Consider the following 12,442-nt stretch of genomic DNA (forward strand, 5'->3'; position numbering starts at 1 on the left):
CGGCCGCGTGCCGTCGCTATTCATGAAAACGCTCCAACGGCCTTGTCATGAAATGACAAGTCAGTGACGCCGTTAGTCAAATTTTGCAACCCGCTGCCTCCCTATAGTCGATCGCTCCATTCGGTTGCCGCCGCGAAAGAACGGTTGGCTCGACTGGACTTTCGAACACAACCACGGGGGCGGGGTGCAGTGAAGTCAATGAACGCAACGAAGGCAGTATCGAAGGCGCCCAGGCGTCTGCTCAGCGCCATCATCACGGCCACGCTGGCCGCTGCCGGCAGTGCTGGCGCAGTGGAGATCAACACCGGCAATCCGGACATCGTCCTTCGCTGGGACAACACCATCCGCGTCAACCTGGCCAATCGTGTCGAGAGCCAGGACGCCAGGATCCTCAACAGCCCCAACTACGACGACGGCGACCGCAATTTCGACACCGGTATGGTGTCGGAGCGCCTGGACCTGCTGAGCGAACTGGACTTCGTCTACCAGGACCGCCTGGGCTTCCGCGTCAGCGCCGCCGGCTGGTACGACCTGGCGTACGAGAACATCGACAACACCAATCTCGCCTCGTCCAACCACATGCGCGACGGCCGCGCTGCGATCGGCCTGAGCGATGAAACCGACCGCTACTTCCACGGCCCGTCGGGCGAGGTGCTCGACGCGTTCGTGTTCGGCAAGTTCGATGTCGGTTCCATGCCCGTCAACGTCAAGCTCGGCCGCCACACCGTCTTCTGGGGCGAGGCGATGCTCAGCCCGGTGCACAGCCTGAGCTACGGCCAGTCGGCACTGGACCTGGGCAAGCTGTTCTCGGTCCCGGGCACCGAAGCCAAGGAACTCTTCCTGCCGCGCGAAGCGCTGTCGGCGCAGATGCAGGTCACGCCGGAGCTTTCACTCGCCGGCCAGTACTTCTTCGACTGGGAGCAGGCACGCATTCCCGAAGCAGGCTCGTTCCTGGGCTTCAACGACCACCTGCTGCGCGGCGGCGAATCCTTCATCTTCAGTGCCGCGGCGGTGACCGCCGCCAACCCGCTGGGCGTGAACCGCCTGGTGCGCGGCGAAGACAGCGAGCCGGACAAGCACGGCGACTTCGGCCTGTCCGCACGCTGGAGCCCGCTGTGGCTCGACGGCACGCTGGGCGCCTACTACCGCGAGACCGCCGATGTGCTGCCGCAGGGCAACGCCACACCGGCAGTGCGCCCGGGCACGCCGGCGGCGCTGTGCCGCGCACTGGGCCTGGTGCCGTTGAACGCCACCACGTGCTACATCAATCCGTCGGCCGCGACCGTGCCGGAAGTGCTTGGCGGCACCATCGGCCGCTATGCCGCCGCCTACGCCGACGACATCAAGATCTACGGCCTGAGCCTGTCGAAGAACCTGTGGGGCGTCAGCGTCGGTGCCGACCTGAACTACCGCGAGAACATGCCGCTGCTGAGCGACACCGTCAGCGTGCTGCCGGCATCGCTGGCACCGCTGGCCGCCTCGCTGCCGGCTGGCAGCCTGTTCGCGCCCCCCACCGAGGGCGAGACCGGCGGCGCGCGTGGCTCGACCTGGCACGGCGTGCTCAACGGCTTCGCCAGCTTCGCCGACACCCCGATCTGGGATGCCGCGAACCTGATCGTCGAACTGACCTGGAACCACTGGAGCGACGTCAAGGAAGGCGCTGCCGTCTTCAAGGGCCGCAGCAACTACACCGTCATCGGCCCGGCCGGCACGCCGGTCACGCCGGAAGACAAGGTGACCAAGGACTACTACGGCCTGGCGGTCAACTTCACGCCGACCAAGTACCAGATGTTCCCGGGCGCCGACCTGTCGGTGCCGATCAGCTACTCGCAGGGCATCAGCGGCAACTCCGCGGTGCTGCTGGGTGGCAACGAAGGCGCCGGCAGCTACTCCGTCGGCGTGGCGGTCGATCTCCATTCGAAGTACCGCTTCGACCTGAAGTACGTCGACTTCCTCGGCAACGCCACCACCAACCCCGCCAACGCCATCACCTCGTACGGTGGCGCCAACTCGCTGCTGACGGATCGCGGCTTCGTGGTCTTCACCTTCAAGACCACGCTCTGAAGCACTCCAGACTTTTGCAGAGGAACACACCATGACATTCGCCAAGACCCTCCTCGCCGGTGCGCTGCTTGCCGTACTCGGCAACGCCGCAGCCGCGGTGACCGCCGACGAGGCCAAGCAGCTCGGCACCCGCCTGACCCGTGTCGGCGCCGAGACCGGCGCCAACGCCGACGGCACCATTCCCGCCTACACCGGCGGACTGACCACGGCACCGGCCAGCTTCAAGCCCGGCACGTCGATCCGTCCCGATCCGTTCACCAGCGAGAAGCCGCGGCTCACGATCACCGCCAAGAACATGGCCCAGTACGAAGGCCAGCTGACCGTTGGCGCGCGTGCGCTGCTGAAGAAGTACCCGAACTACCGCATCGACGTGTACCCGACCCACCGCACCGTCGCCCTGCCCGACCGCGTGCTCGACAACACCGCCGCAAACGCCACCCGCGCCAGCACCAAGGACGGCGGACTGGGCATCTCCGGTGCCATCGGTGGCTATCCGTTCCCGATCCCGAAGAGCGGCTACGAGGCGATGTGGAACCATCTGCTGCGCTACGTCGGCGTCGCCAGCAACTTCAAGTACGACAACTGGAACGTCGATTCGTCCGGCACGCCGGCGCTGGCCACCAGCGGCAAGCTGTTCGTCGAATACCCCTACTACGACCCGGCGGCGACCAAGCCGGCGGAAGAGACCGACGTCTACTTCCGCACCAAGATCTTCTACAACGCACCGGCGCGCCGCGCAGGCGAAGCGCTGATGGCGGTCGACGTGGTCAACCCGTTCAAGCGTCCGCGCCGCGCCTGGCTGTACCTGCCGGGCCAGCGTCGCGTAAAGCTCGCTCCGGACATTTCGTATGACACGCCCAATCCCGGCACCGCCGGTTCGGCCACCTACGACGATGCCTGGCTCTTCAACGGCTCCATGGACCGCTACGACTTCAAGCTCGTGGGCAAGAAGGAGATGCTGGTTCCGTACAACACCTACCGTCTGACCTACGCCAAAAAGGCCGCGGAAGTGACCACGCCGCAGTTCGTCAATCCCGACCTGGTGCGCTGGGAACTGCACCGCGTGTGGGTCGTGGAAGCCACCCTCAAGCCGGGCAAGCGCCACATCTATGCCAAGCGCACCTTCTACCTCGATGAGGACAGCTGGACCGCATTGGCCGCCGACCAGTACGACGCCAATGGCCGCCTGTACCGCGCATCGTTCGCGCACATGTCGCCCAGCTACGACACGCGCACGCCCAATGCCGAGACCCAGGTGTTCTACGACCTGACCTCTGGCGTCTACAACATCAGCTTCCTGATGGGTCCGTACGACGGCATCCGCTACACCAACCCGCTCCCGGTCAACCAGTGGTCGCCCGACGCACTGGCCGGTGCCGGCGTGCGCTGAGTCCTGACGGACACGATCTCCGGCGGCGCTCTTCCGCCGCCGGAGGTCTGCGTTACGAAGTCCCGTCGCTGAACGAAATCAAGTCATGAACCCTCTTCGCTTTAGACACGCCGCCGTGGCCGCACTGGCCACACTGCTGGCCACGTCAGTCGCTTCCTCGGCCACCGGCCGCACGACCTTCACGGACGTGCTCGACCAACCCGCCAGTTCCAGCGCACTGGTCACGCAACGAGCGCTGCAAGCCAGCGCCGTGGCCGGCAAGCGACTGGTCGTCGCCGGTGCACGCGGCCACATCGTCTACTCCGACAACCTCGGCTCGACCTGGCGCCAGGCGAAGGTGCCCGTCAGCGCCGACCTGACCGCGCTGCACTTTGTGGACGCGAACCAGGGCTGGGCAGTCGGCCACGAAGGCGTGGTGCTGCACACAGCAGACGGCGGCGCTTCCTGGGCCGTCCAGCTCGACGGCCGTCGCGCCAATGCACTGACCCTCGCCTACGTACAGCAGCTGCCGGCGACAACGGATGCCTCCCTGCTCGACGCGCTGAAGGCCGAGGCCGAGCGCGCAACGACGGAGGGCCCGAGCCGGCCGTTCCTGGATGTCTGGTTCGCAAACGCGAACGAAGGCTTCGTGGTCGGTGCCTACAACCTGATCTTCCACACCACCGACGGTGGCAAGACCTGGGAGCCGTGGATCGCCCACACCCAGAACGATCGCTTCTATCACCTGTATGGCATCCGCGGCAGCGGCGACGGGTTGTACATCGTCGGCGAACTGGGACTGGCGCTGCGCTTCGATCCGGCAACGTCCCGCTTCAACGCGCTGCAAACCCCGTACGAAGGCAGCTACTTCGGCCTGCTCACCAAGCCCGGGCTGGTGCTTGCCTACGGATTGAGGGGCACCGCCTTTCGCTCACCCGATGGCGGCAAGAACTGGGAGTCGGTGGACACCGGCACCACCGCGTCGATCACCGCCGGCCAGGTCTTGCCCGACGGACGCCTGCTGCTGTGCTCGATGGCCGGTGACGTACTGGTGAGCGACGACGACGGTGCGTCTTTCCGTCGCCTCGACTTGAAGGGCGCGATGCCCTGCACCGGCCTTGCCGTGTCCGGCGATGCCGTGGTCCTTACCGGACTTCGTGGCGTGCGCGTCGTACGCCCTGAACTGTGAACCGATCTGTCCGTGAGGATATGCGTTTGAACAAGCTAGACACCCCCCTCGACGACATGCCGGTCGTCCACTCGATCGAGGGCTTCGACCACCGCTCGGGCCAGTTCTTCGAACGTGCCATCTTCAATCACCGGCTGCTGATCGTCGTTGCCTGTGCGCTGCTGACGGTGCTGCTCGGGTTCCAGGCGACGAAGCTGGCGATCAATGCCGGCTTCGAGAAGATGATTCCGCACGGCCACGCCTACGTCAGGAACTACCTGGAGAGTCGCGGCAGCCTGCGCGGGCTGGGCAACTCCGTGCGCGTAGTGGTCGAAAATGCCCACGGCGACATCTTCGATCCGCAGTACCTGGAAGTCCTCAAGCAGGTCAACGACGAAGTGTTCCTGATGCAGGACGTCGACCGGGCCTGGATGAAGTCGATATGGACCCCGGCCGTGCGCTGGAGCGAGGTCAACGAGGAAGGCTTCGTCGGCGGTCCGGTGATGCCGGACAACTACGACGGCTCGCCTGCGTCTGTCGATGCGCTCAAGCTCAACATCCGCCGCGCCAACATCGTCGGCAACCTGGTCGCCAACGATTTCCGTTCGACGATGGTGTTCGTGCCACTGCTGGAGCGCAATGCGGAGAGCGGCGAGCGACTGGACTACCACGCGTTCTCGCAGCAGCTCGAGCAGCGCGTGCGCGCCAAGTACGAGGCCGCCGGCAAGGGCAAGGTCAAGATCCACGTGATCGGCTTCGCCAAGCTCGCCGGTGACCTGATCGAAGGCCTGGTCAAGGTCGCCAGCTTCTTCCTCGGCGCCGCGCTGATCGCCGCGCTGATCATCTTCCTGTACACCCGGTGCGTGCGCAGCACCGTGCTGGTGGTCGCCTGCTCGGTGGTCGCCGTGATCTGGCAGCTGGGCCTGGTGCGCCTGCTCGGCTTCGAGCTGGACCCGTTCTCGGTGCTCGTGCCGTTCCTGATCTTCGCCATCGGCGTCAGCCATGGCGCGCAGAAGATGAACGGCATCATGCAGGACGTGGGGCGCGGCACCCATCGCCTGGTTGCTGCGCGCTACACCTTCCGCCGCCTGTTCCTCGCCGGTCTGACCGCGCTGCTGGCCGACGTGGTCGGTTTCGCCGTGCTCATGACCATCGACATCCCGGTGATCAAGGAGCTGGCACTGACCGCCAGCATCGGCGTGGGCGTGCTGGTGTTCACCAACCTGATCCTGCTGCCGGTGCTGCTGTCGTACGTCGGCGTCAGCCCGGCGGCGGCCACGCGCAGCCTGCGCGAGGAGAGCAAGGAAGCCAGCGGACGCGGCGTCGGCGCCTTCTGGAACGTGCTGGACAAGTTCACCGAGCGGCGCTGGGCGATCGCTGCGATCACCGGCGCGGTGCTGCTCGCGGCCGGTGGCCTGTGGATCAGCCGCGGCCTGCAGGTCGGCGATCTCGACCCGGGCGCGCCGGAGCTGCGCAAGGACTCGCGCTACAACCGCGACAACGCCTTCATCACCGCCAACTACGCACTGTCGAGCGATCTGTTCGCGGTGATCGTGAAGACGCCCAAGGACGCCTGCCTGAACTACAAGACCCTGATCCAGGCCGACCGCCTGGGCTGGGCGCTGCAACAGGACCCGGCGGTGCAGACCACCGTCTCGCTGGTCGATGCGGTACGCAACATCACGGCAGGTTCGTTCGAGGGCAACCCGAAGTGGTTGACCATCAACCGCAACCAGGACGTCATCAACTACTCCGGCCAGCAGGCGACGGTGCTCAACCCGGACCTGTTCAACACCGAGTGCTCGGTGTTGCCGGTGATTGCCTACCTGTCCGACCACAAGGCCGATTCGCTAAAGCGCGTCTCCGCTATTGCCGAGGACTTCGCCGCACGCCACAACGACCGCGACGTGACCTTCAAGCTGGCCGCCGGTTCCGCGGGCATCGAGGCGGCCACCAACGAAGTCGTCCACGCCGCCAGCCGCTCCATGCTGCTGTACGTCTACGGCGCGGTCGCCCTGCTCTGCTTCGTGGCATTCCGCAGCTGGCGCGCCGTGGTGGTGGCGGTGCTGCCGCTGATCCTGACCTCGATCCTGTGCGAGGCACTGATGGTGGGACTGGGCATCGGCGTGAAGGTTGCCACGCTGCCGGTGATCGCGCTGGGTGCCGGCATCGGCGTCGACTATGCGTTGTACCTGCTGAGCGTGCAGTTGGGCCAGCAGCGTGCGGGTGTGCCACTCGCCGCCGCCTACCGCCATGCGGTGATGTTCACCGGCAAGGTCGTGGCACTGGTTGGCATCACCTTGGCTGCCGGTGTCATCACCTGGGCGTTCTCGCCGATCAAGTTCCAGGCCGACATGGGCATCCTGCTTACCTTCATGTTCCTGTGGAACATGATCGGCGCGCTGGTCCTGATTCCCGCGCTCTCGCACTTCCTGCTGCGCAAAGTGGAGGCATGACATGTTGGGATTGATGCAGGACCACAAGCTGCTGGTGTCGTCGCTGATCGAGCACGCGGTGGCGTCCCACCCGGATGCGGAAGTGGTTTCGCGCACGGTCGAAGGCCCGGTCCACCGTTGCACTTACCGCGACATCGATAGGCGCGCAAGGCAGGCGGCAAGTGCGCTGAACGCGCTGGGCGTGCAACGCGGCGACCGCGTCGGCACGCTGGCCTGGAACGGCTATCGCCACATGGAGCTGTACTTTGGTGTGTCCGGAATGGGTGCCGTGCTGCATACAGCCAACCCGCGCCTGTTTCCAGAACAGCTCGAATACATCATCAACCACGCGGAAGACACGGTCCTCTTCTTCGACCTGAGCTTCGTGGCCCTGGTTGAAAAGCTGCTGCCGAAGCTGACGAGCGTTCGCCACTTCGTGGTGATGACCGATCGCGCGAACATGCCCGAAAGCGCCATCCCGGGCCTGCTGTGCTACGAGGAGCTACTCGCGGCGCAGACCGGCGACTATGCCTGGCCGGATCTGGACGAGTGCGCCGCTGCTTCGCTGTGCTACACCTCGGGCACGACCGGCATGCCCAAGGGCGTGCTGTACTCGCACCGGTCGACCGTGCTGCATGCCTATGGCGCCTGCACCGTCGACAGCCTTGCGGTATCGAGGGACGAAACGGCACTGCTGGTGGTGCCGATGTTCCACGTCAACGCCTGGAGCATGCCCTATGCCGGCGCCATGAGCGGCGCCAAGCTGGTCCTGCCCGGCCCGGCCCTCGACGGCGCCAGCGTCTATCAGTTGCTACGCGATGAGCGCGTCACCCTCGCCCTCGGCGTGCCCACGGTCTGGATGATGCTGCTGCAACATGTAGCGGCCGAACGCCTGAAGCCGTCTTCGGAACTGACGCTTCGCCGGGTCGTGATCGGCGGCGCAGCGGCGCCGCGGGCAATGGCCGAAGCGTTCGAGCGCGACTTCGGCGCGTTCGTGGTCCATGCCTGGGGCATGACCGAGACCTCGCCGGTCGGCACCGTGTGCAACCTGCTGCCCAAGCACGCTTCGCTGCCGCTTGAAGAACGCCTGCAGGTGCAGGCCAAGCAGGGCCGCCCCGTGTTCGGTGTGAGCCTCAAGCTGACCGACGAGGACGGCAACCGGCTTCCGCACGACGGCCAGGCCGCAGGTCACCTGAAGATTCGGGGCCCGTGGGTTGCCGGCGCCTACTACCGTGACGACAGCGGATCGATCCTGGACGACGAGGGCTACTTCGATACCGGTGACGTTGCGACCATCGACCGCGATGGCTACATGCAGATCACCGACCGCGCCAAGGACGTGATCAAGTCCGGTGGCGAGTGGATATCTTCCATCGCCCTGGAGAACGCCGCGATGGGTCATCTGACCATCGCCGAAGCGGCCGTCATCGGCATCGCCCACCCGAAGTGGCAGGAGCGGCCGTTGATGCTGGTGGTCGTCAAGCCGGGCCAGACAATGGAGCGCGAGACCGTGCTGCGCTATCTCGAGGACCGCGTCGCCAAATGGTGGCTTCCGGACGACGTGCTGTTCGTGCAGCAGCTGCCGCACACCGCGACCGGGAAACTGCACAAGGCGGTGCTGCGCGAGCAGTACCGCGACTATCGCTTCCCGGAAGATGCCTGAGCAAATGTAGCCCGGGCGCGCTTCGCCCGCCCGGGCTACCGGTTACGCGCCGTCCAGGCGGGCGATCAGCTCCCATGCCTGCGGCCACTTGCCGAAGCCGGCCGCCGGATTGAGGTGGCCGACCTGGCCAAGGTCGACGAATTCGCTACCCCAGTCGTGCGCCAGTGATTGCGCACGCGAGTACGAGCACAACGGATCGTTGCGACTGGCCGCAAGCAGACTCGGGAATCCGAACCGGCGGCGCGGAATCGGCAGCCATGCGTGGTCGCGCAAGGTATCCAGCGTCGGATAGCCGACCGGGAACGGAATCTCCACGTCAGCGGGCGTTGCCAGCAAGGCGCCCTTGATCGGGCGGTGGCCGGCAGTCGACAGTGCCCAGTGCGCAACCATCATCACGCCTGCACTGTGGGCGACGAGGATCACCGGGCCGTCGATGGCGGCCAGCGCACGATCCAGTGCCTCCACCCGGGCAACGCAACTGAGCTTGTCCTGCTCCAGGGGCGGCACAGTATGCACGTTGGGCAAGCCGGCGGCGAGCAGCGTCTGCCAGTGTTCCGGCACGTGCTCACGCAGTCCCGGAACGATCAGCACGGTCGCGTCGACGTTCATGACAGCTTCCTCGGGGTTGTTCCCTTCATGGCAGCACTTGCACGGCCTTGCTCATGGCCATCAGCAGGATCGCGGCATCGCGGGCGCCGGACAGGGACAGGCGCCCGTTGAAATCGAAGTGCGGCACACCCTCGACGGCTGCGGCGGTCGCCGGGTTGCCGGCGTCTGCCTGCGCCGCGTCGACAACGTGCGAGCGCACGCCGACGTCCGCCGCCAGCATCCGCAACGTCGCCTCGTCGCCAATGTCCTCGCCACGCTGGAAGTACGCCGCGAACAGGCGATCGAGCAGCGCTTCGTACAGCGCCAGATCGCCCAGCCCGGCCACCTGGCGCAGCAGACGGTGTGCGCGTGCGGTGTTGGGCATGCGTTCGATGGCGGACAGGTCGAGATCGAGACCGACGCCGCTGGCCGCCTGCGCGACCTGCTTCTGCCGTCGCCGGACGGCCTCGGCCGAGCCCAGTCGCCTTTCGTAGAACGCGGCGAATGGCACTCCTGGCGCGGGCACGTCGGGCAACAGCTGCACCGGACGCCAGACCGTCTCGACGGCGACCGCCGGAAACATCTGCGTGTACTTGCCCCTTGCCATCGCGAACTGGTGCTTGCCGATGAAGCACCAGGGACAGATCAGGTCGAAGTGGATGCCGATCGTGAGCTTGTTGCCCGCACTCACGTCTGCGCCTGCATGACGGCAGCGGAACCGCGCGCGTGGATGCCCACGTGCTCGACATCCGTGAGGTAATGGCGCTTGGCGAACCAGAACACGGCGGCTGCCATCACGCTGACCAGCGGCACCAGCTGGAATGCCTTGGCCAGGCCCAGCGCATCGGCGAGCAGACCGGTAACCAGCGGCCCCGCGGCGAGGCCCAGCAGGTTGTTGGCCAGCGTCAGCGTTGCAAACGCGGTGCCATGGATCGGCAACGGCGTGAGATTGGCGACCATCGCGCCGGCCGGACCACTGGTGCCGGCTGCCAGGACCATGCCCATCCCGATCATCACCAGTTGCGGCATGCCGTGTGGCAGCGCGAACGCGAGCGACAGCAACGCGCAGCTACCGAGGCTGTAGGCAATGGCAAGGTTGAACTTGTGTTGCGGCGCGTTGCGGCACATGCGATCGCTGAGCATGCCGCAGGCGATCATGCCGATGCCGCTGACCAGCACGATGATCGCCGACACGCCACCGGCGACATCGGTGGCCATCGCGTAATAGCGATTGAGGTAGCTGGGAATCCAGACGATGACCGTGCCACCGACGAACAACTGCAGGCCGCTGCCGATGTAAGCGCCGACCACCGAGCGGCTGTTGACCAGGCTGCGCAGCGGTACCCGCGAGGCCGGCGGCGCATCGATGCGTGGCTGATCCGGCCGCATCGATGGCGAGATACGCTTTTCCCTGACGATGATCGGATACAGCAACGCCAGCACCAGGCCGAACACTGCCATCACCGCGAATGCCCATCGCCAGCCCAGGTGCGCGGCCACGGCCCCGCCGAGCGCCATGCCCAGCACCGAGCCGAACATGCCACCGGCCATGAAGGCCCCGGTCAGCGTCGCCCGCATGTCCTTGGGAAACACCGACAGCACGACGGCAATGCCGACGCTGCCGTAAGCCGCTTCACCCACGCCCACGAAGAATCGCGCGACCAGCATCTGCGGGTACTGCTGCGCAAGGCCGCAGGCCAGCGTCGCCAGGCTCCACACGCCGGCCATCAATGCCAGGCTCTTCACCCGCCCGAACCGGTCGGCCAGCAACGACAGCGGGAACGTCAGCAACCCCACCATCAGCGCGACGATGCCGCTCAGGAGCCCGAGGCGTGCATCGGTCAGCGCCCACTCCTGCTTGAGCAGCGGGAACACGGCATTGAGCACCTGCCGCGACATGTAGTCCGACAGCAGCAGGCCGAAGCTCAGGCCGAACACGACCCAGGCGTACCGCCGCGGAATCCGCGCGCCGGGGTCGTCGTTGCCGTGATCCGGAAGGGAGTGGTAAGCCATGGGTCGAACCTGCAGTTCAGTAGGCGGGAGTCATGCGGGCGCGCTTCAGGCGGGCTGCGGCACGCCCTTCCAGACCGGCCGGCGGTTCGGCGCGAAGCCATTCGCCGCCAGCGTCTCATCGGCATCCTTGTAGAAAGTACCGATCTTGTAGATCTCGCGCGCCTGCGCAGGCGTGGCGATGTCGCGGCCGAACTCGCGCGAGAACCGCACCAGCTGCTCGATCTGCTCCACGCTGCCCATCTTGCGGTCACGGCGCTGGGTCCAGATGTTGTCCTCGTTGCCGCAGCGAACGTGCAGACCCATCGCGATCGCCATCATGTTCAGCGGCAGCACGTTGAGCATCGACGACTCCAGCGTCAGCACCGATCCATCGGGGCAGCCACGCACGAAGTTGGCCAGGTTGTAGATGTTCGGCGCGTCGAAGCCGCCACCGATCGCCACCCAGGTCAGGATCAGCGGCACGTTGCAGGTGCCCTTGCGCATCATGCGCTCGACCGTCTCCAGCTGGGTGATGTTGGCAAGCTGGAAATGGGTCTGGATGCCGTTGGCCGACAGTCGGCGGATATGCTCCTCGACCCACTCGGGACCCGCCGGGATGGTCATTTCACGGTAGGCGCGGTAGCCCTCCGGCGTGCCCAGGCTGGTGCCGGCCAGGTCGGCCTCGCACATCTGCTCGACCACGTTCATCTGGTTGGTGTTGATGGCGATCGTCACCTGGTCCGGCGCCGGCGTCAGCTCGGCGAGCATGTGCCGGGTGTCGTCCGACAGCCACTTGGCGACGTTGCCCTCGCCTTCAGGTGCGAACGAAATCGAACCGCCGACCTGCAGGATCATGTCCGGCACGCGCGAACGGATGCCGGCCAGCAGCTCGTTGAACATCGACAGGCGCTTGGAACCCTTGCCGTCGAGCTCACGCACGTGCAGGTGAAGCACGGTGGCGCCGGCGTTGTAGCAGTCGACCGCCTTCTGGATGTGCTCCTCCATCGTCACCGGGATGTCTTCCGGGAAGTCCGACGGCAGCCACTCCGGTCCGTACGGCGCGGCGGTGATCACCAGCTTGGGCTGGTTCTCGGGGAACAACGATCCATCGAGGAAATTCATGGGTATCTCCGTAGTAATGCGCGGCGGTGGTGCAGTCGGAT

General features: G+C 66.0%; 9 protein-coding genes. 5 read left to right on the plus strand and 4 right to left on the minus strand.

The genetic code is table 11. The features are described from left to right. Positions 1-198 precede the first annotated feature (198 nt). The 5 genes from AC3A3Q_RS07415 (at position 199) to AC3A3Q_RS07435 (ending at position 8,699) form a co-directional block, all read left to right on the plus strand. Positions 199-2,064, plus strand: a complete 1,866-nt coding sequence (locus AC3A3Q_RS07415) for a DUF1302 domain-containing protein (protein WP_487585643.1) — start codon at positions 199-201, stop codon at positions 2,062-2,064. A 31-nt stretch (positions 2,065-2,095) separates the two neighbouring features. Beyond that, a complete protein-coding gene (locus tag AC3A3Q_RS07420; RefSeq protein ID WP_487585644.1) occupies positions 2,096-3,454 on the plus strand; it encodes a DUF1329 domain-containing protein in 1,359 nt (452 codons plus the stop codon). Between the two features lie 85 nt (positions 3,455-3,539). Then, positions 3,540-4,622, plus strand: coding sequence for a WD40/YVTN/BNR-like repeat-containing protein (locus tag AC3A3Q_RS07425; RefSeq protein WP_487585645.1), 1,083 nt, complete (start codon positions 3,540-3,542; stop codon positions 4,620-4,622). Positions 4,623-4,648: 26 nt separating this feature from the next. Next, positions 4,649-7,057, plus strand: coding sequence for an efflux RND transporter permease subunit (locus AC3A3Q_RS07430; protein WP_487585646.1), 2,409 nt, complete (start codon positions 4,649-4,651; stop codon positions 7,055-7,057). A gap of 1 nt (position 7,058) precedes the next feature. Then, positions 7,059-8,699 (plus strand): 3-(methylthio)propionyl-CoA ligase, encoded by a 1,641-nt coding sequence (locus AC3A3Q_RS07435; RefSeq protein ID WP_487585647.1) that lies wholly within the window; start codon positions 7,059-7,061, stop codon positions 8,697-8,699. Positions 8,700-8,741: 42 nt separating this feature from the next. On the opposite strand, the gene AC3A3Q_RS07440 is transcribed toward AC3A3Q_RS07435, so the two are convergent. Genes AC3A3Q_RS07440 through AC3A3Q_RS07455 form a run of 4 tightly spaced genes read right to left on the minus strand, consistent with a single transcriptional unit; the run spans position 8,742 to position 12,401 of the window. Further along, positions 8,742-9,308 (minus strand): RBBP9/YdeN family alpha/beta hydrolase, encoded by a 567-nt coding sequence (locus tag AC3A3Q_RS07440; protein ID WP_487585648.1) that lies wholly within the window; start codon positions 9,306-9,308, stop codon positions 8,742-8,744. Positions 9,309-9,333: 25 nt separating this feature from the next. Further along, the gene (locus tag AC3A3Q_RS07445) at positions 9,334-9,978 is read right to left on the minus strand and encodes a DsbA family oxidoreductase (RefSeq protein WP_487585649.1); all 645 of its coding nucleotides are present in this window, start codon (positions 9,976-9,978) and stop codon (positions 9,334-9,336) included. Further along, positions 9,975-11,300, minus strand: coding sequence for an MFS transporter (locus AC3A3Q_RS07450; RefSeq protein ID WP_487585650.1), 1,326 nt, complete (start codon positions 11,298-11,300; stop codon positions 9,975-9,977). The genes AC3A3Q_RS07445 and AC3A3Q_RS07450 overlap by 4 nt, the downstream gene beginning before the upstream one ends. Positions 11,301-11,345: 45 nt before the next feature. Further along, the gene (locus tag AC3A3Q_RS07455; RefSeq protein ID WP_487585651.1) at positions 11,346-12,401 is read right to left on the minus strand and encodes a beta-keto acid cleavage family enzyme; all 1,056 of its coding nucleotides are present in this window, start codon (positions 12,399-12,401) and stop codon (positions 11,346-11,348) included. Positions 12,402-12,442: the final 41 nt, after the last annotated feature.

Source organism: Lysobacter sp. Soil_C_59, assembly GCF_057656415.1.

Bases quoted from the DNA above. Each gene is read 5' to 3' on its own strand.
- AC3A3Q_RS07455 (WP_487585651.1), bottom strand. From the start codon at position 12,401: ATGAATTTCCTCGATGGATCGTTGTTCCCCGAGAACCAGCCCAAGCTG.
- AC3A3Q_RS07425 (WP_487585645.1), top strand. From the start codon at position 3,540: ATGAACCCTCTTCGCTTTAGACACGCCGCCGTGGCCGCACTGGCCACA.
- AC3A3Q_RS07415 (WP_487585643.1), top strand. From the start codon at position 199: ATGAACGCAACGAAGGCAGTATCGAAGGCGCCCAGGCGTCTGCTCAGC.
- AC3A3Q_RS07450 (WP_487585650.1), bottom strand. From the start codon at position 11,300: ATGGCTTACCACTCCCTTCCGGATCACGGCAACGACGACCCCGGCGCG.
- AC3A3Q_RS07420 (WP_487585644.1), top strand. From the start codon at position 2,096: ATGACATTCGCCAAGACCCTCCTCGCCGGTGCGCTGCTTGCCGTACTC.
- AC3A3Q_RS07440 (WP_487585648.1), bottom strand. From the start codon at position 9,308: ATGAACGTCGACGCGACCGTGCTGATCGTTCCGGGACTGCGTGAGCAC.
- AC3A3Q_RS07435 (WP_487585647.1), top strand. From the start codon at position 7,059: ATGTTGGGATTGATGCAGGACCACAAGCTGCTGGTGTCGTCGCTGATC.